The sequence below is a fragment of the bacterium genome (assembly GCA_008933615.1).
Lineage (GTDB): Bacteria > CLD3 > CLD3 > SB21 > SB21 > SB21.
The window spans coordinates 45,565-66,205 of record WBUR01000003.1 but is presented as its reverse complement, the minus strand read 5'-3'; the positions used below and the strand labels follow the sequence as shown (position 1 = coordinate 66,205).

Below are 20,641 nucleotides of genomic sequence, written 5' to 3'. Positions count from 1 at the left end.
TCATCTGCGGCAATGATCACTCGCTTCAAAGCCCAGTGGCGACAACATAGCATGGAAAGAAGCGCCCTTGCAGGAAAACTATCTCTATCTTTGTGTCGATGGCATTCTTCTCAATATCGGAGCCACCCATGAATACGTTTGTTTTATTACAGCAATCCGCGTAATTTCTCATACCCCGCCCGGCTCACATTCAATTTCGTACCGTCCTTAAGTATCACCACGCGGCTGTCCTTCGCATACAGCTCGATCTTCGCCATACGTTCGATATTCAGAATATACGAACGGTGAATCCGAATGAATTTTTTATGATCCAAAGCTTCTTCCAATTCAGATAAACGCTGTTGTTTTAGAAATGATTTTCCACCTGCCTGAATCCTGATATAATCATCCTGCGCCTCTACATAGTCTATCGTTTCCGCCGGCAGAACGTGCACCTGTGATCCTTCGCGCACCAGCACACGTTCCTGAATACGGTCTTTAGGCTGCGCGGCGGCGGCTATCGCGTGAAAGTTTTTATGCTTTTTCGCGGATATGTCCCGTAGCGCATGTTCCAGTGCTTCATCAAAACGCTGTTGGCTGAATGGCTTGAGAAGATAATCCACGGCGTGAACTTCAAAGGCTTTCAGTGCATATTGATCGTAGGCCGTTACAAAAACAACCGATACATTTTTGTCCACAAGTTCCAACGCTTCAAAACCGCTTAGTTTCGGCATTTGTATGTCAAGAAATACAAGATCGGGGTTTTGTTCCGTGATCTCTTTTACGGCGTCAAATCCGTTCGCACATTCGCCGACGATCTCGATCTCCGAATGCAGTCCAAGGTATTCCCGTACGATGCGCCGTGACAGAGATTCGTCATCGACGATCAGGGTTCGAATTGCCTTTTTCTTCGTCATCTTTCCTCCGCAGCCAAAAAGATTTCTATTTTAAACCGCGTTTCAGTTGATATAATGTCTAATCGGGCTTCTTCGGCATACGATGTTACTAATCTTTTTTTGACATTCTCCAAACCAAGATGAGCGCCCGCTTTTCTCGACGGTTCCTTATCGACCGGATTCTCGATAGAAATTCTCACTCGGCTACCTAACCGTTTTGTCTGAATTATGATCATGCCTCCCTGAACCAGATTGGCAATGCCGTGTTTTATAGCATTTTCGATCAGCGGCTGTAATATCAGAGGAGGAACCAAGCAGGCGTTGCATGCAGGATCGCAATCATAAGTCACTTGAAGTCGTTCCGCAAAACGCGTTTTTTCGATATCAAGAAAATTGGATCCTAATTCAATCTCCTCGGCTAATGTGATCTTATCTTTCGAGCCTAAATCCAGGCTTTTTCTCAGAAAATCGGCCAACAGCAGCGTCATATGCCTCGCAATAACAGGGTCGACGGTCGTAAGCGCAGAGATGGAGTTTAGACTGTTAAATAAAAAATGGGGGTCAATTTGAGCGCGCAGACTTTTCAGTTCCGCATCTTGGGCAAGCAATTGCAGTTGAAATTCGCGACGTTCCGCGTGGCTTCCCTTTTCAAATTCAATGAGAAGGTAATGTACCGACACCGATAGAATATACAGAACGACACCGACTCCAAACAAGATGGTTAGCAACGCATCGGACAACTCTACTGGTGTCGTATTGAGCGTAATTTGGCTCAGCGCCCAATACCACGTTTTGGCAAGCAGAATCCACATGGCGCTGGAAACTACCGATACAAAAACAAACACGAGTATGAGTTGGAATAATTTTCCCCGATCAAGCGGAAACGCGCGGCATAAATAATATGCCGACAGGCCAACGAAGGCGTACAGCAACGTGACAGGAACCGAAAACAGCAAAGCAAATATCCACGCGAAACGGTCAGATAAAACCGCCAGTGTAGTTATTAATAATCCGAGTATCAGCCATGCGAAAAGATACAGTCCCAGTTTTTCTCTATGCGCAAGAATCGGATGCATATAAAATCGTTTTTACAAACAAATCGCAGGGTTAAAAACAGAAATAATTCTAATTTTTTATCTCCACGCCGCCCATGATCGCATAGCCTTTGATAACAAAGCGTTTACTCTGCGAATCCGCAGGTTGGACGGTCTTATCGTCAATTCCGCCAAGAATGGGGATGCCGTTCATTATGACGTTCCAGTCGGGCGGCACTTTGATATCAATTCCGCCCCAAAACGTAAATACATTGAGTATGGCTTCGCCGCTCATTGACGCCTGCCTGAGATCCATCTCCACACCGCCCATCACGGCTGTAACTTCACCGCCGCGAAAATCCTGAGATATATTTTTGATATGATTTCCTCCCATGAACGTAACAACGTTAACCGTTGACTCATCATGATTCATAATGCGGCTAGCTCCCAAAACGGCGCCATGCTGATGACGAGTCCAAGCCTTTAATAAAAAACTGATACCCACAATGATTAAAAATATAGGCCACCACTGGTGCAAACTAAAGTGCATTATGCCAAGCCTGCCCAAGGTCATAATGGAGCCGATGAAAATGAATACGCCTCCTACAAACCAGCTTGACGGGTTTCGTGATTGGCTGATTTTTAAAATTCCGAACAAAATAAAAAGAACAGGCCATAAGCGGATGATCCTGCCGGCATCAATCACGTTCAAATTATCGAAAAGAAATAAAAAGCCCAGTATCATAATAGCGGCGCCGATCATCAATTGCGGCGAAAAACGAAACGTTTGGTTGTCCATATTAATTCTCCTTAAAACAATATTCTTCTGAGCCCTTTAAAAAACTTTTTACCACGAGGGAAATCCCCCATGCAATGACCAGCATGGGCCATGTGTCGCTGAACTCCAATCCCCAAACATGCTCGATCGAAACATATAACCATAACCCGACGAAAACAAGCCAAAAACCCTTCAGCATGATGCGAGGATTAGAAAACTGTACCAACTTATTGATACCAAAAAGAACTATTAGGAATGGCCAATAACGCCAGATCGAACCTACTTCAAGGAGATCGGATCGATCCAAAAAAAGCGCGATACCCGCAACAATGAAAAGCAGGCCGAACAATATTTGCGACCTGAAATGATGCGATGAATACTCTTTCATATAACCTCCAATTATTAATTCTTAAACCCATTGCAAGATACCGCTTTTCGTATAAAATGTTCCTGGCTTTTCGGTATATGGAGGTTTTATATCGGTAAGCGGAGTTAAAAAACAAAAACCCGGCAATGGACCGGGTTTTGATATTCACAATACAACTCAGACGGTAACAAATACTGTTTTTTAGTGAACTGTTTTCATGATCCCATACGTCGTATTCAGATCGCGCGGAATATCGGTCATCTTTGCAAGATCGGCTTTTATATCGTCAGTTAATTTTCCGTATTTTTCGAGAAAAATTTTCGCGCCTTCGTAATTGCCTTCCGCTTCGATTTCAAGAAGAACTTTGCCCAGCGCGGCAACGCCGGACTGGAACTTTTCAAAATTGATCGTCCAATATCCGTTCGCATCTCTTGCTACGGCGCCTTGCTCCTTCAAAAAGACCATCTGGGCAATATTTGCTTTCCCGTGCGCTTCTTCGGCGCCAAATCGAATGGAACGGAATAATCCAACGAGGTAGGTAACGTAATGACGCTTCATTGCCTCCTCGTCATACATGCCCTGGCGTTTGAAATAATCCATGTTATAAATTCCCAATACGTCCGCTTTAGCTTCTTCGATAGCCGAATGCAAATCAGTCAACGCTTTGCGAACGTCCAGCTTATCGTTTCCGTACACATAACTTCTGCCCAAGGTATGCGAAACTTCATGCATCGTTACAAACGTGGTGAACGAATGCGGGTCGATATATTTGCGAAAATCTTCCGCAACTATTTTTTCGCCGATCGGTTTGACGATCTTCTCAAATTTCGCTTCCATCAAATTTTTGTACATCTGTTTCTTCCCGCCGTATTCATCATGAACCTTCGGATCGTTGGGAAGCGAGGCCGCGATGGTTTTTATGCCTTTCTGAAAATCACCGCCGAAATACGCGATATTCACCACTTCCAACACGTTCGCTTTACCGGCTGAGGAACGGATATATTCTTTTTTCTGAGGTAAATTCTGCTCAAGAGCGTCGAGATGCGACTGGAAGATCTGGAGTTCTTTTGTCCCTTCAGGATCTTTTATCATCACAGCCGCTTCGTATGCGGCTTTGTAGTTAAACATGTTATCTTCGTAATTTTCGATGGGCCCGATGACCACGTCTATATTATTGTCCTTCAATTTCATCCACAACACATCGGATTCATAATAATCATCGGTCAATATTGCCCGCGCGCGCGCCGCGAGGTATTTTTTGAGTGATTCGTTGTCAGCCAGGTCCGATGCTTTCTGAAGTAACGCGCTCATGGCTTCAAGTTCCGCTTTGTACATTTGATGATATGGAACCGCTTTCAACTTCCCGTTTTCGCGCACAACGACCGTGTACAGGCCGGTAAGTTCTTTCTCTTCTTTTGGATTGGCCTTAATGTATTTTTCAAATTCTTCTTTGGTCATATCCGCGGGATAGAAAGCGGCGCCTTCCGGATGGCCTTGCGGGCCGTCACCAATAAATCGTTTGCGGTCTTCCCGATCGTAGGGCCCGTAATTGATCATGACAAATTCCAAAGCTTCTTTGGAAGCCTTATCCGTTTTAGGTTTCAGCATATCACGGACAGCGGCAGCGTCATAGGCCGTCTGTTTCCAGAATATCTCATCGGCAATTTCGCCTGCTTTCACCAGCGTATTGACCAATTCTTTTTCTCTAGGCGAGAGGTGATCCATTTTTACATTAATTTCAATTTTCGCATACGCATCGATCTTCTTCTGAAGCTCGCTTTTCTCTTCCATCGGTTTTTCCTTAGGCTTCTGACAACCGGCTACGGCAATCAGTAGAACAATTATAAAATACTTCATGTCAGTCTCCTGTTTTTACTTTGCATTTTTGTCCCGCAGACCTCGCCGATCCCCGCAGAACGTTTTCTGCGTTAATTTGCGGTATCTGCGGGAGATTAAAAAGATGAATTTTCCAACCTATTCTTGACGCCTTGGCAAAAAATTATTTTTTCGGATAGTCCGGCGCTTTGGGTAATTCCTGCGGATGCTGTTTCAATTCATCCTGGATTACCTCGATCGCCTTGTTGAGTTGTTCATCCGTACCGGCGTATTCCTTGGCGGGATCGTTATCTACATAAATATCCGGATCCACGCCATAACCTTCAATGATCCACTCTTTGCCGTCGCTTCCGTAACGAGAGAATTCCGGGCGATTCAAATAGCCGCCGTCCGCCAGCGGAAGAGAGCCGCGGATACCCACAACCCCGCCCCAACTGCGTTTCCCAATGAGTTTGCCTAATTTCATTTTTTTAAAACGATACGGAAACAAATCTCCGTCAGAAGCCGAAAACTCATTGAGCAGGCAGACCATCGGACCAAGAATCATCGCGTTCGGGTCAGGCGTGATCGACAGATTTCTGGCGGAACTGACCATCACAAGCTCTCGACGCAGCCGTTCGATCAGCATTGGGGAAACATTGCCGCCGCCGTTACCGCGAACGTCAATGATGAGCGCTTTTTTGCGAAGCTGCGGATAAAAATGTTTGACAAACTCATTCAAACCTTCAACACCCATGTTTGGAACGTGGATATATCCGACCTTTCCGCCGGTTGCTTTGGCAACTTTGTCGATATTGGTCTGAACCCATTTGTAATAATACAAATTTGATTCGTCGCCGATCGGCGTGATGGATACTTCACGCGCGCCCGTATCCGTTGCCTTGGAATTAACCTTTAAAATCACTTGTTTATCTGCGGTATTCACCAGCGCTTCGTAAATATTATTCATCTGGTTTGTCGGCTGGCCGTTAACTGCAATAACGTATTCGCCTTCATTGACGTTGACGCCAACTTCGGTAAACGGCGAGCGGGTTGTCTTATCCCAATTCTGTCCGTTGAGAATTTTCGTAATGCGATAATATTTTGTACCAGGGTCCCTTTCCAACATAGCCCCCAGAAGACCGAGTGGAATTCGTTTCGCCTGCGGGCGGTCGCCGCCGCCGACGTAAGCGTGGCCGATATTAAGCTCCCCTATCATCTCTCCAATGATGTACGTCAAATCGTTCCGATGATTTACATACGACACAAGCGGCGCATATTTGTTGCGAACTCCTTCCCAGTCCACGCCATGCAGATTCGGATCATAAAGGAAATCACGCATTTGCCGCCAGCATTCATTATAGATCTGAACCCATTCGGCGTGACGGTCCAGTTTCATTTCCATGCCTGAGGTGTTTAGTTTGTCTTTTATTTCAATTTTTCCCTTGGGAAGGTCGATGATGGCGTGGCTGCCGCTTTGTGAAACGATCATTTTTTTGTTATCTGTAGATATCTCATATCCGTCAATTTGACCCAGTTCTGTTTCTTTTTGGTCTTTAAGGTCATACATCAGGAAAATGTTTTTTTCGTCTTTACTGCTCTTACGATTGTAGTAGACTTTGTCATCGACACAGGCAAGATTAAAATAGTTAGCGGATGAAATCGGCAAACCTATGATGCGCGATTTAATTCCGTCCATATCCACTTTCACAACCGTTTCTTTTTTATCAGATTTTGAGGGTTCATCTTTTTTGGCATCTTTGGATTCGGCCTTTGTTTCCTCTTTTTTTATTTCCACTTCATCGTTCTTCAGTTTAAACGGCGAATCGGTATCTTTCGAAAGAGTCACGAAATACACGCGCTCCATATCCTGATATGCGTGGTTCCACTCCGTCTGACTATAAATTGGATTAAAATCCCGGCTGGATGCAAAGAGTAAATATTTGCCGTCACTGCTGAACGCCGGACTATTGGCGTCATACCATCCGTCCGTCACATCGAACGATTTTTTCTGGTCCAGAGAATAAACATAAATCTTATTCATGCCTTCTTCTTCCGGTTTGCCGTACGTGATCCACTTACTGTCAGGCGACCACCCATATTGTGTAATTTCCCATGCGGAGGCTTTTTCAACTTCCGTGATCGTCTTAGTGTTCACGTCCACAAAACGAAGGCGGAGTTTTTTGTCACCCCACAGAATTTTTTTACTGTCCGGCGACCAGTAAATTGAGTAGTAATACGTGTCTGCTCCTTTGGTGATCTGTGTAGGTTTCGCGCTGCCGTCTTGAGGCATTATCCAAATTTCATTTTCACCCGATTGATCGGAAATAAATGCGATCCATTTTCCATCAGGCGACCATTTGGAGTTGCGTTCATGCACGCCGGAACTTTGAGTCAGGTTCCGCGTGATGCCGTTTTTGGCCGGAACTGTGAACACATCGCCGCGTGCGCCGAATAATGCGCGCTTGCCATCGGGAGAAATTTCATAATTGCTGATGTTTCTGCTCACATTGATCAGGCCGCCGCGCCCGGTCGTAAAATCTTCCTTGACCTGAATAGGAACTATCACGGCTTTTTCACTCGCCAGATCAAAGCGAAATATAAATCCGCCATTTTCGAAAACAATGGCGCCTTTGCCGAGAGAGGGAAATTTGATGTCGAAATCGGTAAAGGTTGTGAGCTGTTTAGTTACTTTCGTTCCCAGATCATACGAATATAGATTCATCCTCTTATTCACATCGCGGTCGGAAAGGAAATATATTTTATTACCCGCCCACATGGGGATAATATCCTGCGCGTCGTTGTTCGTAATATTTTCTATCTTTTTGGTCTCAAAATCATAGATCCAGATATCGTCCGCCATACCGCCGCGGTAGCGCTTCCACGTACGGAATTCCCGGAATACACGATTGTAGGCCATTTTTTTATCATCGGGTGAAAACGAACAAAATCCTCCGCGCGGCAGCGGTAATTCACTTGCCGGACTTGCGTCGACATTTACCGAGTACAATTGTCCGATAAAATCGTTGTAGGAAGTCATGCGTGAACGAAATACGATTTCCGGAGTTTTATTTTTCCACGTCATAACCAAGTTATTAGGGCCCATACGATCCGATACATCGTCTCGTCCCAGCGTAGCGGTGACGGTCAGGCGTTTGGGAATGCCGCCGCCAGCCGTCATGAGGTACACTTCCGTATTACCGTCATACTGGCCTGTAAATGCCAATGATTCTCCGTCCGGAGAAAAACGCGGGAACATTTCGTAACCTTCGTGATTCGTCAGTTTTCGCGCAATACCGCCGTCGATGCCGACCGTATACAAATCACCGGCATACGAAAATACGATATAACTGCCGTTCGTTGCAGGAAATCTCAGCAGACGGGCTTCTTCCTGTGAATACAGAGTGTTTAAAAACATAAGTCCAAGAAATAAGAGTAATAAGCTTTTCATGATTCCCTCTCAAAATTATAATGTGAATTTACGACAAGTCTAACAGACGGGTCAAGACCGGATAATATACGAAATTGAGTGAAAAAGTTACAACAATTTAGGAGGAGAAAATGTTGGATGGCGCTGTGCGTAAGAGCTAACCCAATTGGGTCAGTTAGGTTTTATCTTAAATTCTTCCTGCGATTCCTGATGTAATCCACGAATATATACTGCCCCAGATCGTTCAGGCCGGCATAAAAAGCCCGCCCTTTGTTGGTTTTGGTTAGGGTATCAACAAATCGCGTTAAATAGGGATCGTCCGCGATCATAAAAGTTGAAATGACCACGCCGTCTTTGCGGCATTGGGCGGCTTCGTGCAGAGTCTGATTGATGATCTTCCGGTCCAGGCCGTACGGGTTCTTATACAAAACGCCTTCCTCGCGTATGCACGACGGTTTCCCGTCCGTGATCATAAAAATCTGTTTATTTTTATTACGATGTTTTCGCAATAACTGCCGCGCGAGTTGCAACCCTTCTTTGGTATTCGTATGAAACGGCCCGACCTGAATATACGGAATATCTTCCAGATCAATAACCGAGGCCTCGTCGCCGAACGTGATCACATCCAGACTGTCTTTGGGATAACGTGTCAATATGAGTTCTATCAGCGCCATTGCAACTTTCTTGGCCGGCGTGATTCGATCTTCGCCGTACAGGATCATGCTATGGCTGATGTCAATAGCCAAAACGGTAGCGCAGGACGTCATGTGTTCCGTTTCATATACTTCAAAATCGTCTTCGCGTAAATCGATATCATCCTCGCCGCTGTGTTTCATCGCATTGCTGATGGTTGCTACAAAATCTATGTTCGATGGCGGATCGCCGTATTGATAGGGCTTGGTTTCGCTCAGACGTTCCACACCTTGCCCGGTATGTGTTGTTTCATGCATACCCGTCGGCGATTTTTTGAGAGAAGAAAAAATTTCGTCCAGAGAGTCCTGACGAATTTTTTTCTCGCCCTTTGGCGTTAAAACCGGAGCTTCCCCCGCCCGATCTTCGATATAACCTTCGTCCTTTAATCGTTGCAGAAAATCATCGAAACCAAACTCATCCGAGAACAATTTGTACTGCTTATCCAGTTCCGTCAGCCAATGCAAAGCCTCGTTCACATCGCCATCCGTATGAATGAGCAATTGATTAAACAGCTTGAGGATATCCTCAAACTTCATGTTCTTCTTTATAAAATCATCACGCCATTGTGAATACTGAAACTCCATACGACTTCCTTTTAAACCGTTCTCAGTTTACCGAATTTTTTGTGCAGATAAAAACTCAACACCACCGGAAATGTCGCCCATCCAAAAATGGGGTTGACCACTATTGAAAAAAGAATTGCAAATGTGATCATTTCAAGCGTAAGCCATTTCCCTGTTTTTATTATAGACTCCGCATCCGACGGATCGCAACGTAATTGAAAAACAAATTGGCTGATATTACTCAGCGTTACCATAGTGAATATAACGCTTACCTGCAGGGCCATTACCACTGACAATACGGTCGAGGCCGCTAATAAAATTAGCACATACATCTTGCTCCGTTGCAGTCCTAAGAACACTATGGTTGTTCGTTTTATCGGAATCGCATGCCGGTCGCTTTCATAATCAAGATAATGGAATAACATCATGATCGCAATATAGACCATTCCTATCGTCATAGAAAAAACTAAAATCGTCGGCGATACGGTACCGGTTTGTACAAAATAATTCCCCGTCATATTCAGCAAAATGCCTGCAAACCCGCCCAGCCATTCCCCCGCAAATGGCCGGTATGCGAAACTCAGAGGAGGCAGAGTATAAAAAATACAAACAAGGTACCCAACCCCAAAAAACCATAAACTTCGTGGATCTGTACGCATATACAATACAATTACAAGCGCAAAACTTATTGCCGATGTAAGGACAAACATCACCCAAAGCTGTGGAATGGTCGCAAGGCCTGATTTGATCACTTTGCTTCCGCCCGATTTTTCGCCAATTTTTCTGTACCGGTCGGCGCCGCTTTTCCAATCGAATATCTCGTTAATAATGTGTGCCGGAAAACCTTGTGTGATTGATGCAATAGCCAGTACCAGAAAGAAATTAATCCAATCAATCCTTCCCGTTTCATAAAACACGACCGCCGAACTGAGAAGAACCGTCATCACAGCCCAAACCACCACCGCTAAAATGCGGAAGATCATAAACCATGCTTTGATTGGAGGAAGTTGGAATTGCATAACGTATCTTAATCGCCGATTTAATTATTAATCGGTGACTAAATTACTTTCCTTCGATTCGTTTGGTTAGAATAAAATTTACGCTCGCTTTGGCAACGTGTTTTCCGTTTTCGTCCAGCACATCGACGTCGCATACATTGAGCCGCGAACCTTTTCGAATAACTTTTGCATGAGCATAGACCTTGCTTTGTGCACGATGAAGAAAATTTATGTGCAAATCGACGGTCGCAAAACTCATCTGTCCGTCAAAACCGGTTGACAACGCAAATGCAGCTGCCGTATCTACAAGCGCTGCCACAATTCCCCCATGAATCGTGCCTCTGCTTTTCTGTCCGTTCGTAATAACATCACTGTAAGCCAACGATAAATTGCAGTAATCCTTTTTAATATCTTCGATCGCATAACCAAAAAGTTTGTTCACGTTGCTGTGTTTCAGACGCTCGCTTAATTGTTCCCGAAGTTCATCAGATATGGGCTCAAATTCCTTTTTCATTTGCATGTCATCCGTCTTAGCGGTTTAGTTTTAATGGTGGATTAACTTAGACGTTTCATCCATGTAATTCAACACCTTAAAACGCCGGATACATCGTGGTTTTATATGTTGATTAAAAAACAAAAATGTGCTACTTTCGCAAAAGAAAAGATTTACTCGCTACGGCTCGGCGGTATATAAAAAGCGGGTTCCGCCGTAACATTATGAGTAAATAAACGTAGAGCAGGTCAGGTTATTTCGTACAAAAAAAGAAAGTTAACAATATGTTTCGTTCCTGTATAATGTATTTTGTAATTACAGCCTTGGTCTTAGGAGCTTCCAAACCGGCCCGAGCCGGCGACGAAGAAAAAAAACACGTGATGAAGAACATGAAGTCGGCCAACGAGACCACCGCAACACTCCAGGCGAAAATGAAACAACGTAAAATTTCTTCTTTCATGGAAAAAGAAGTGGTCAGCAAAGCTGATTTCTTTTACATGAAACCGGGTAAATATGTTCTGGATCCATCCTCCAATGATGAAAATCAATACATCATTAATAATAATGAAATCTGGATCATAAATCACAAAAATAAAAGCGTTACCGTTACTAATGAAAAAGAACTGAATTTCAGCCAATATATTATGGGATTTGGGGGCTCATTAGACGGCCTGGATAACACGTTTGACATCAAGGTTTCAGCCAGAGAGATTCAAAAAAAATTCGGTTCCTATCGAATGCAAATGACGCCCTTGAAAAACAGCAAGCTCTACAATAAGCTTGAGAAAATTGTCATCTATGTTCGTGACGATCTGTGGCTCCCGTATGGCGCAGAGCTCTATGAAAACGACGGGGATATCACGATTTGGGAATTTACAGATCTCAAAGTTAACGGAAAAATTAAAGACGAGGTGTTTAAACAGGAAATGCCGAAAGGTTATCAATTAAAAAAATATGAAAATAAGTAACACAACCAATACCGGAAGAATGGAGTCTGCTTTGAAATATGTCTTGTTCGTTTTATTAATAGTATTCGCAGCCGATTCGACGCAGGCGCAGGTAAGAAAAAAAAGAACGCCGGCACAGCCGTCAAATTTCAAAACCCAGCATTTCATCGGACCCGTTGTGCAGTTTAACAACATATCCGGCATTGAATGGGAAATGACGATGAAAAATAAAACGGGCAGTTCGTCGAAAAGCACGTTTTCACTCATCGGAGGATTTGCTTCGCGTTACAGTAAAATCGAATCGGATGAAATTACGGCGCGTTTGAAAACGCAATGGATTAATGGCGTTGGCGGCGCTGTTGTGCTCAACAACTATATAAACAGCTACAAAGAAGGACCCTATTGGGCGGTTGGTGCTTCGGGAAATTATTATTTTAAGAAGGGCATTGCTTCATCGATAGAAGAAGTTACGCCCGACAGCGCGATCATTGTTAATAATAAGTCCGGAAATTTAAAAACTTTTTCCGTTTTCCTTATCGCAGGCTACAAGTTTAAGCTCTCTGATCGATACGCTATTAAACCCCAAATCGGAGCCGGTATCATGGGCTCCCCTTTTCGCAGCAGTTCCTCTTCGGAGATCAACGGTCTTTTTGTAAATTTAGGATGCTCCATCCTATTCAAATGGAAGTGATCCAAAGAAAGTATTAGCTCATGACCATGGATCTTTTTTCATCATCGCCACGGCAGACTAAAGACGATGATGAACCCGACTCTTCAGAAATTAAGATTTATTCTGTCGTTGAAATCACCCGCCACATTAAGTTTCTCATAGAAGAAAGTTTTCCCTCACTGGTCGTTCGCGGTGAAGCCTCCAATCTCACCCGCCACTCATCCGGCCATATTTATTTTACGCTCAAGGATGAACTGGCTCAGATCAAATGCGTTATCTGGCGATCCCAGGCACAACAAATGACCTTTTCACTTAATGAAGGCATGAAATTCTTAGTCCGGGGAAAATTGTCCTTGTACGAAAAAGGCGGGTATTATCAGATCACGGTGTTGGACATTCAGCCGGAAGGTATCGGAGAATTACAATTAGCGTTTGAACAATTAAAGAAAAAACTATTTGCTGAAGGCCTGTTCAGCGAAAAGCATAAAAAACCAATTCCAGGGTTTCCTGAGACCGTCGGCATTATCAGTTCACCAACCGGGGCGGCTATTCGCGATATTGTAAGTGTGTGCCGACGGCGAATGCCATCGGTTCAACTCATCCTTTCGCCCGTCAAGGTTCAGGGGGACGGCGCAGTTGAAGAGATCGTTCGCGCCATCAAAGATTTTGATAGTTACAATAATGTCGATGTGCTTATTATCGGACGCGGTGGCGGATCGATCGAAGATTTGTGGGCTTTTAACGATGAAAAAGTAGCAAGGGCTATCTACCATTGCTCCATTCCTACCATTAGCGCTGTGGGGCATGAAATAGATTTTACAATTGCGGACTTTGTTGCCGACGTACGCGCCGCAACGCCGTCCGCCGCGGCTGAAATTGCCGTGCCGGATAAATCGGAAGTTGAACAGCAATTAGCAAACCTTCGGTACACACTCATTCAGAATATTGAAAACACGATCGGATATTACCGTGACCGGCTTAAACATTATGAAGAACGTTATGCGTTCCGGCGTCCTGAAAATATCGTCGAACAATACCGCCAGCAGGCGGACGGCCTGGAACGGCGAATGTCGCGGCAGGTAATTCATCACATAAGATTATACGGCCAAAACCTAAAGCATTTTGAAGATCAGCTCCGCACATTAAATCCTAGAAATACGCTGCAAAGAGGCTACACCATCACCCATCAGCACAATAAGGTTGTCCAGAGCTTGCGCGAACTTGCAGAAAAAGAACCTGCTGTGATTGAATTTTACGACGGCAAATCCGAGGTCGAAATCAAAAAAATTAGTCGTTGAAGAAACATGCTTTTTTCTTTACATTAGCTGCGTATAAAAAAAACAGATGTACTTTTAAAATAAACTGAGGTAATTATCATGCTAAAAAATCTACTGGATTTGATGGGCTCTGACGCCGATCACCTGCTTAAACACCAATGCAAAGGTATTTCAAAAGACCAATTACATATTCCTGGGCCCAATTTTGTTGACCTCATTTGGAAAGACAGCGACCGTAATCCGCAGGTATTGCGAAATCTTCAAGCGCTTTTCAATAACGGACGCCTTGCCGGATCAGGGTATTTGTCCATTCTTCCTGTAGATCAGGGAATTGAACACTCGGCGGGATCATCCTTTGCTCCCAATCCGATATATTTTGATTCTGAAAATATTGTTAAGCTCGCCATCGAAGGCGGCTGTAATGCTGTGGCTTCCACATTCGGTGTGTTGGGTTCCTGCGCGCGCAAATATGCGCACAAGATCCCGTTTGTCGTTAAAATTAATCATAATGAATTCCTTAGCTACCCCAATAAATACGACCAGATCATGTTTGGGTCCGTGAAACAGTGCTGGGATATGGGCGCCGCGGCCGTCGGAGCAACTATCTATTTTGGCTCGGCAGAATCTACGCGGCAAATTCAGGAGGTGAGTGAAGCCTTTTCATACGCACATGAACTCGGGATGGCAACCATTCTTTGGTGTTACACGCGCAACAATGCCTTCAAGACGGCTGAAAAAGATTATCATACTTCCGCCGATCTAACCGGACAGGCGAATCATCTCGGCGTGACCATACAAGCGGATATCATAAAACAAAAATTACCGACGAATAACGGCGGATATAAGGCCATTTCGTCAAAGGATAATCCGTACGGCAAGACCAGCGAAAAAATTTATACTGAACTGACCACCGAACATCCGATCGATCTCACACGGTATCAGGTAGCTAATTGTTATATGGGCCGCGCAGGTCTTATCAATTCCGGCGGAGAATCCAAAGGCGCGAGCGATATGGCCGAGGCCGTCAAAACGGCCGTGATCAATAAGCGCGCGGGTGGTATGGGCCTGATCTCCGGACGTAAGGCGTTTCAGAAACCAATGACCGAGGGAGTCAAATTACTTAATACGATCCAGGATGTTTATTTAGAAAAAGAAATTACAGTCGCATGATAACACGCATCTTGAATAAAACCTTTTCGTTCCTGCTTTTTTTTCTCATTTTTTCTTCTACGGCCAAAGCTCAGTTCGACCGCGGCGGAGCCATGACGTACGAAAAGAGTCATAAGCATTCCGCCTATTTCGAAATGCCGTTCGGTGTCCTTGATGACGGCGATCTGTCTCTCGGCATAACGTACCGATATTCCGTCAACGGAGACAAATTTCTCGGCGCTTTTGGATCTTTCTATGGCCGCCCCTACAAAAAAGCCGTCTTGGTAAAATCCGAGCCCCACTATTTTTTTCAATTAAAAGAATACCGTTTTATCATTGCAACAGGACTTGACAAAAAATGGTGGATCAATAATCGAATGGATGCTTTTCTGTCGGCCGGATTGGGTGTTACTTTCGTAGATTACAGCGGAACCGGCGAAGGCGTGTGGGAGGGACATCAAATAGAAAAAAAAGAAGGCCTTACGCCTGTGATCAATGCGGGATTTTCTTATAAGTTCTCACGTTTTGTTTTTCTCCGTTCCGGCTATCAATACGTTGATAATAGAACCAGCGCAGGCCATCGCATCTATCTCGCTATCGGAGGTCAGCTATAATGACAATCTATTATCATATTAGAAAAACTGTTTTGACAGACGGACTTTTTTTGTTTGTTTTATTAGCGGCGGTCATAAATGGATGTGACTTTTGGACTGACAACGACGAAGATTGCGAGCCGGCGCCGTTCGGCTGCGTCGACGTCAGGCCGACGACCGGGCAGGTAATTATTCGCTCCACAATCAACGGAAAGAATTTACAGGTTCCGATAGCTGTTTTCAGAGGGGACTTTGAGAAGAATGACCTTGTCCTCCTCGATACGCTGACCGGCTCGGGCGCAACCTATGAATTGCCTGTAGATCAGTATTATTCCGTAGTCGCGAAATATATACAAAAAGACGGAGACACGGTGATCGCGATCGATGGAGACGATTTGTCGGTTGATACTGATGATTACTGCGATAAAGACTGCTACGATGTAGATGAAGCCAATATTGACGTACGCCTGCTGTTTCCGAAAAAATAGCCAATATCAAAAATGCACGGCCCCCAGAACCTGCAATTTTTCTGCAATCAACTGACTAATATTCTCTGCGTTTAGGTTCGGATTAAAAGAGGCGTCGAGTAATTTAATTTTTTCCACACTCGCCGTATAGTTTCCCAACTGAAAGTAGCTGCTTGCCTGAATCCAAATTAAATGATTTGCGTTAACTCGTGAATCTAAAGAAAGCGCGTAGGCAGCGTTTTTTCTCAGAACAAAATTTGCCCTTTCAATTGCCACCTGCGGACTATTCGCCGCCCACGCCGTAAAAGTCCACCCTGCATATCCGTCCACCAAAGAATCGTCAGCCGATAACGAGAAATAGGTATTCGCCGTTGCATAATCATTTAACCGGATATAACACCACGCGGCCCCGATACGCGCAGCAGAGCCTTCCGTCTCGATCAGATCTTCGTATAAAACGAGAGCGGCTTCATAATCACCGCTTTTAAAAACATTCTTTGCCTGTGTCAGGCTCACGTCTTTCTTACTGCCATTGGGGCAACCGTTGATCCAAAATGCAGTTAACATGATAAACCAAAGAGCATTTATTTTCATACGGACTTTCGCTATTAGATTGTTGATTAACTATTTTGTTAAGGATCTGCGTTCGATCATTTTATAAGCACCATTTTTCTAGTTTGGACAAATTTATTTGTCTGCAGGCGATATAAATAAATGCCGCTTGCAACACTGTTACCTAATTCATTTCTTCCGTTCCATTGAATTTCATAACGCCCTATTCCTTTTACGCCGTTGACTAATGTTTTTACTTCCTGCCCGAGCAAATTATAGATCTTGATCGTCACGCGCGATTCGACCGGAATGTCATACCGGATCGTCGTAGACGGGTTAAACGGATTAGGATAATTCTGACTTAGAATAAATTCACGCGGAATTACCACGTGGTCGGGATTATAGAAAACGGCATATTGTCCGCCCTTTTGCACTTGCGTAACCACTTTGCCGCCGAGGCCTTCTCCACCGAGATAATTCCATTCCCCGTTGACCAATTCATACAATCCGATTTTTGGTTCATCATCTATCGATAGTGAACTTTCATACGTTGCGGCAATTTGTAAGTTTGTTTGAAGTCCTGTGATGATTACCTCAATATTGTCGCCGTATCTAATCCAGCCCGACGGTGCAGCGACATTTTCGCCATTGCTTACCAGTAGGTAGCCGCCGGTTGAACCCGTGAAATGGTACTTCCCGAATGAGGCCGGTTTGTTAAGCAAAGAAACCTGGTATTGCCGATTGACCGTGTCCTGATTCCCTGATACATCGGTTGCCGACACCGATACAACAAGGTTTCCTGCTGACGTGAGATTATAATCACCAAAATAAACGCTGCCCTGTTTGGTCATCGTAACGAGAACGCTATTGGCCGTGAGCGATAGCGCGCTGAGATTTTCGTCTGCGCCCGCTACGAACCGAACAACATTTAATACCGGCGATGCCAAAGCATTGACGAAGGCCTGCGGGCCGGTAATATCGTTAACAATGACTTTAAACGTATCCGATACGGACAAGCTTCCATCGCTTGCCGTTACTTTGAAATTTATTACGCCAAAGAAGCCCGGTATACTTTTGATATACAAACTGTCTGAAGAAATTTGACGTGAAACGCCAGATGATAAACTATCCACCGTATAGGTTAGCGACGGACTGTCAATATCTATGAAAACCGAAGATAATGTACGGATAAATACTTTACCGAAATTTTGCAACAGCGATGTGTCACGAATTGCCGACATAACTCGCGGCGGATCATTCACAGGATTTATAGTAATTAGAAAAGTGTCGCGCGTCACGGCAGAGAACGTATCGGTTGCCGATAAAAATAGTTGAACTACGCCTGAAGAATCTTTTTCCGGAACGGCATAAAGGCTGTCGTTGGATATCCATACTGATAGCCTGGAACTATCTGAACTTTGGGCGATGAAATCTACCGGGTCATTGTCGGGATCTATGAAATTATCTTTCATATCGCCAATCAAGAATGCGGTTGTGTCTTCAGGAATCGTCAGTTCTGTAAAAATATTCAAGTTGACCGGAGCGTCGTTGATATTAGTTATGGTCACAGAAAATGTATCTGTAATGGACCCGTCTCCGTCCGATGCATCCACAACAATTTGAACATTTCCAAAAAAGTAAGATTGGCTATTCAAATACAAACTATCATTTGATATCTCAGAAAAAACTCCGTCAGACAGCGAGTAAGCGGAATAGATCAACACGGCATTATCAATATCTTTGAAATAGTTTTCAAGTTTAGCCACGTACGCCCTTCCAAAGTCCTGCGAAAAGGTTGTGTCCGGCAGTTGTTGAAATACATGCGGTGGATCGCTGATCGGATTGACTGTCAACCTGAAAGTATCACGGGCTGTTTCAATTGAAGGATCCGTTGCGGAAACATATACGTCCACCACGCCGTTGGAGTCCTTCACTGATATGACATATAAACTGTCTCCCGATACCAATGAAGCGAGTTTAGCTGGAATCGATGTAGAAGTTGAGAAATTTAACAGGTCATTATCTGGATCCCGAAATATATTTGCCATCTTTGCAATAAATAGTTTTCCGAAGTCTTCACCGATTGATCCATCTGGCAGTTGGACAACCATGCGCGGCGGATCATTCACCGGAATGATAGTGATCATCGCCGTGTCGCTGACTGACTGAGACAGTTCATCGGTAGCCGTCACGATCAGTTGATATACGCCGAACGAATCGGGTTTGGTCGTAATCTGCAAGAGCTTGTCATTGATGATCTCAGAAGTAATGCCGTTTCCGACAACAATGACTGAATAGAAAAGTTCCGGTGAGTCAGCATCCTGAAAAACAGAATCGAGATTCTCTGCTATGGTTACACTGCCCGCATCTTCCATAAATGACGTGTCCGAAATTGCGTGATTGACTGACGGAGCCGTTTCCCTTACAACAACCTGAAAAGTGTCCGCGACAGAATCAATTCCATCGCTGGCTGTAACTCGAATTAATACGGTTCCGACGAAATTCAAAGAATCTATCAGGTACAGGCTGTCATTGGAAATGAATGGTATAATGCCTGGCATTAAAGCAGTAACGCTGAACGGTGAAGGCGGTGAAGGAGGAAAGCCGCCTGGTTTTGTAAAATTATCGAACAGATAGGATATGAAAACAGAGCCAAAATTCTTGTCTAATACTGTATCTTGTAATTCAGTACTTACTGTCGGCGGACTGGCAACGGGCAGTGGATTGGAAATCAAAGCGGAATCCATAGCAGATACCGATATCATGGCAGACAAACCAAGAGTCAGAAGTAGGGGATTCATCATATTTTTGTTTTTGCACCTTGGCTATTATAACTATCTTTACGAACTATATTATACAATTCGGCGTATGTTTTGATTGATAATTCATATCAATTTAGTGTTTTTTAACAACGATAATTATTTGTCCGTCATAAAAGCCCTGAACTACTCAAGTTGTCTAATTACAAGTTTAAAATCCTCCGGCAGTTCCGAGTCAAACGTGACTTTTTTCCTGGTGGTCGGATGAATAAATCCCAGCGTTTTTGCATGCAAAGCCTGGCGCGGCATGAGTTCCAATACTTTCAGTGCTTGTTTTTTCTTTTTATCAGTTCCGGCAAGGTTCGGATTATCACCCCCGTACGTTTTGTCGCCGAAGACAGGATGCCCGAGGTGTGCCATATGAACCCTGATCTGATGCGTGCGCCCGGTTTCCAGGTGCAGTTTCACCAGGGATAAAAAATCATACGTCGCGATGAGTTCGTAATGCGTTATGGCTGTTTTTCCTTCCTTCACTACAGCAAACTTTTTTCGGTCTTTCGGACTGCGGCCAATCAAAGTTTCGACCGTACCCTTTTTCTTCTTGAGTTTGCCCCACACGATCGTCCAGTATTCACGCTCAATCGTGTGGGTCTTGAAAAGATTACTCAAAAAGCGGTGCTCTTTATCATGTTTTGCAACCAGAAGAAGGCCGCTGGTATCTTTGTCAATGCGATGTACGATGCCCGGACGTAACTCGCCGTTGATTCCCGACAGGTCCTGAACATGATGCAAAAGCGCGTTGACCATCGTTCCGGTCCAGTTGGAATAAGCCGGATGAACGACCATGCCGGCCGGTTTATTCACAACCAGAATATCGGCATCCTCAAACACTATATTGAGCGGAATGTTTTCGGCTTCCATTTCAACTTTTTCTGGAATCGGCAATGTGATATCGATGACATCATGCGGCCTGATTTTGTAGGATTTCGGGACGGATTTTTGATTGACGACGATCATCGCCTGATCAAGTAATTGCTGAACGCGTGAGCGCGAAAGATTCACGATCTGACGGGAAATAAAAGCGTCAAGCCTTTCGGCTCGCTGATTGCCGGCAACTATGATCTGATGTTGACGCATAGTAGATTTAATCGCAGAGACGCAAAGGCGCTGAGAAATGTCTC

Annotated in this window: 18 protein-coding genes; 6 read left to right on the top strand and 12 right to left on the bottom strand. The window is 44.4% G+C overall.

Going from position 1 to position 20,641, the window contains the following annotated elements:
• Positions 1 to 146: 146 nt before the first annotated feature.
• The 9 genes from F9K33_01785 to F9K33_01745 form a co-directional block, all read right to left on the bottom strand.
• The gene (locus F9K33_01785; protein ID KAB2881298.1) at positions 147 to 878 is read right to left on the bottom strand and encodes a response regulator; all 732 of its coding nucleotides are present in this window, start codon (positions 876 to 878) and stop codon (positions 147 to 149) included.
• 14 nt (positions 879 to 892) lie between these two features.
• Positions 893 to 1,951, bottom strand: a complete 1,059-nt coding sequence (locus tag F9K33_01780) for a sensor histidine kinase (protein KAB2881227.1) — start codon at positions 1,949 to 1,951, stop codon at positions 893 to 895.
• Positions 1,952 to 2,000: 49 nt separating this feature from the next.
• A complete protein-coding gene (locus F9K33_01775; protein KAB2881226.1) occupies positions 2,001 to 2,708 on the bottom strand; it encodes a cell wall-active antibiotics response protein in 708 nt (235 codons plus the stop codon).
• Position 2,709: 1 nt separating this feature from the next.
• Positions 2,710 to 3,075 (bottom strand): hypothetical protein, encoded by a 366-nt coding sequence (locus F9K33_01770; GenBank protein KAB2881225.1) that lies wholly within the window; start codon positions 3,073 to 3,075, stop codon positions 2,710 to 2,712.
• Positions 3,076 to 3,255: 180 nt separating this feature from the next.
• Complete coding sequence (locus F9K33_01765) at positions 3,256 to 4,911, bottom strand: hypothetical protein (GenBank protein KAB2881224.1); 1,656 nt, start codon at positions 4,909 to 4,911, stop codon at positions 3,256 to 3,258.
• Positions 4,912 to 5,053: 142 nt separating this feature from the next.
• Entirely contained in the window at positions 5,054 to 8,320 is a 3,267-nt protein-coding gene (locus F9K33_01760; GenBank protein KAB2881223.1) for a protease, read from the bottom strand.
• Between the two features lie 161 nt (positions 8,321 to 8,481).
• On the bottom strand, positions 8,482 to 9,576 hold the full coding sequence (locus F9K33_01755) for a VWA domain-containing protein (protein ID KAB2881222.1): 1,095 nt from the start codon (positions 9,574 to 9,576) through the stop codon (positions 8,482 to 8,484).
• An 11-nt stretch (positions 9,577 to 9,587) separates the two neighbouring features.
• Positions 9,588 to 10,574 carry a prenyltransferase gene (locus tag F9K33_01750; protein KAB2881221.1) on the bottom strand — a complete coding sequence of 329 codons (987 nt, stop codon included), beginning with the start codon at positions 10,572 to 10,574 and terminating at the stop codon, positions 9,588 to 9,590.
• A gap of 43 nt (positions 10,575 to 10,617) precedes the next feature.
• Positions 10,618 to 11,073: a PaaI family thioesterase gene (locus F9K33_01745; GenBank protein KAB2881220.1), complete on the bottom strand. Its 456-nt coding sequence runs from the start codon at positions 11,071 to 11,073 to the stop codon at positions 10,618 to 10,620.
• Positions 11,074 to 11,330: 257 nt separating this feature from the next.
• Between F9K33_01745 and F9K33_01740 the strand changes: the two genes are divergently transcribed.
• The 6 genes from F9K33_01740 (at position 11,331) to F9K33_01715 (ending at position 16,170) form a co-directional block, all read left to right on the top strand.
• A complete protein-coding gene (locus tag F9K33_01740; GenBank protein ID KAB2881219.1) occupies positions 11,331 to 12,014 on the top strand; it encodes an outer membrane lipoprotein carrier protein LolA in 684 nt (227 codons plus the stop codon).
• A complete protein-coding gene (locus F9K33_01735; GenBank protein ID KAB2881218.1) occupies positions 12,001 to 12,684 on the top strand; it encodes a hypothetical protein in 684 nt (227 codons plus the stop codon). Before F9K33_01740 ends, F9K33_01735 begins: the two co-directional genes overlap by 14 nt.
• Before the next feature lie 20 nt (positions 12,685 to 12,704).
• The gene (locus F9K33_01730) at positions 12,705 to 13,961 is read left to right on the top strand and encodes an exodeoxyribonuclease VII large subunit (GenBank protein ID KAB2881217.1); all 1,257 of its coding nucleotides are present in this window, start codon (positions 12,705 to 12,707) and stop codon (positions 13,959 to 13,961) included.
• A gap of 78 nt (positions 13,962 to 14,039) precedes the next feature.
• Positions 14,040 to 15,110, top strand: a complete 1,071-nt coding sequence (locus F9K33_01725) for a class I fructose-bisphosphate aldolase (protein ID KAB2881216.1) — start codon at positions 14,040 to 14,042, stop codon at positions 15,108 to 15,110.
• Positions 15,107 to 15,703, top strand: a complete 597-nt coding sequence (locus F9K33_01720; GenBank protein KAB2881215.1) for a hypothetical protein — start codon at positions 15,107 to 15,109, stop codon at positions 15,701 to 15,703. Before F9K33_01725 ends, F9K33_01720 begins: the two co-directional genes overlap by 4 nt.
• A complete protein-coding gene (locus F9K33_01715; protein ID KAB2881214.1) occupies positions 15,703 to 16,170 on the top strand; it encodes a hypothetical protein in 468 nt (155 codons plus the stop codon). The genes F9K33_01720 and F9K33_01715 overlap by 1 nt, the downstream gene beginning before the upstream one ends.
• 6 nt (positions 16,171 to 16,176) lie before the next feature.
• Here the strand turns inward: F9K33_01715 and F9K33_01710 are convergent, their stop codons facing one another.
• The 3 genes from F9K33_01710 to F9K33_01700 form a co-directional block, all read right to left on the bottom strand.
• Positions 16,177 to 16,743, bottom strand: coding sequence for a hypothetical protein (locus F9K33_01710; protein ID KAB2881213.1), 567 nt, complete (start codon positions 16,741 to 16,743; stop codon positions 16,177 to 16,179).
• A 56-nt stretch (positions 16,744 to 16,799) separates the two neighbouring features.
• Complete coding sequence (locus F9K33_01705) at positions 16,800 to 19,505, bottom strand: tandem-95 repeat protein (protein ID KAB2881212.1); 2,706 nt, start codon at positions 19,503 to 19,505, stop codon at positions 16,800 to 16,802.
• A 141-nt stretch (positions 19,506 to 19,646) separates the two neighbouring features.
• Positions 19,647 to 20,597 (bottom strand): RluA family pseudouridine synthase, encoded by a 951-nt coding sequence (locus F9K33_01700; protein KAB2881211.1) that lies wholly within the window; start codon positions 20,595 to 20,597, stop codon positions 19,647 to 19,649.
• Between the last annotated feature and the right edge of the window lie 44 nt (positions 20,598 to 20,641).

What these genes read in the sequence shown, in the direction of transcription:
- F9K33_01780 (KAB2881227.1), bottom strand. Translation starts at nt 1,951, where the DNA reads ATGCATCCGATTCTTGCGCATAGAGAAAAACTGGGACTGTATCTTTTC.
- F9K33_01770 (KAB2881225.1), bottom strand. Translation starts at nt 3,075, where the DNA reads ATGAAAGAGTATTCATCGCATCATTTCAGGTCGCAAATATTGTTCGGC.
- F9K33_01775 (KAB2881226.1), bottom strand. Translation starts at nt 2,708, where the DNA reads ATGGACAACCAAACGTTTCGTTTTTCGCCGCAATTGATGATCGGCGCC.
- F9K33_01740 (KAB2881219.1), top strand. Translation starts at nt 11,331, where the DNA reads ATGTTTCGTTCCTGTATAATGTATTTTGTAATTACAGCCTTGGTCTTA.
- F9K33_01710 (KAB2881213.1), bottom strand. Translation starts at nt 16,743, where the DNA reads ATGAAAATAAATGCTCTTTGGTTTATCATGTTAACTGCATTTTGGATC.
- F9K33_01760 (KAB2881223.1), bottom strand. Translation starts at nt 8,320, where the DNA reads ATGAAAAGCTTATTACTCTTATTTCTTGGACTTATGTTTTTAAACACT.
- F9K33_01720 (KAB2881215.1), top strand. Translation starts at nt 15,107, where the DNA reads ATGATAACACGCATCTTGAATAAAACCTTTTCGTTCCTGCTTTTTTTT.
- F9K33_01765 (KAB2881224.1), bottom strand. Translation starts at nt 4,911, where the DNA reads ATGAAGTATTTTATAATTGTTCTACTGATTGCCGTAGCCGGTTGTCAG.
- F9K33_01715 (KAB2881214.1), top strand. Translation starts at nt 15,703, where the DNA reads ATGACAATCTATTATCATATTAGAAAAACTGTTTTGACAGACGGACTT.
- F9K33_01750 (KAB2881221.1), bottom strand. Translation starts at nt 10,574, where the DNA reads ATGCAATTCCAACTTCCTCCAATCAAAGCATGGTTTATGATCTTCCGC.
- F9K33_01755 (KAB2881222.1), bottom strand. Translation starts at nt 9,576, where the DNA reads ATGGAGTTTCAGTATTCACAATGGCGTGATGATTTTATAAAGAAGAAC.
- F9K33_01730 (KAB2881217.1), top strand. Translation starts at nt 12,705, where the DNA reads ATGACCATGGATCTTTTTTCATCATCGCCACGGCAGACTAAAGACGAT.
- F9K33_01745 (KAB2881220.1), bottom strand. Translation starts at nt 11,073, where the DNA reads ATGCAAATGAAAAAGGAATTTGAGCCCATATCTGATGAACTTCGGGAA.
- F9K33_01725 (KAB2881216.1), top strand. Translation starts at nt 14,040, where the DNA reads ATGCTAAAAAATCTACTGGATTTGATGGGCTCTGACGCCGATCACCTG.
- F9K33_01700 (KAB2881211.1), bottom strand. Translation starts at nt 20,597, where the DNA reads ATGCGTCAACATCAGATCATAGTTGCCGGCAATCAGCGAGCCGAAAGG.
- F9K33_01705 (KAB2881212.1), bottom strand. Translation starts at nt 19,505, where the DNA reads ATGATGAATCCCCTACTTCTGACTCTTGGTTTGTCTGCCATGATATCG.
- F9K33_01735 (KAB2881218.1), top strand. Translation starts at nt 12,001, where the DNA reads ATGAAAATAAGTAACACAACCAATACCGGAAGAATGGAGTCTGCTTTG.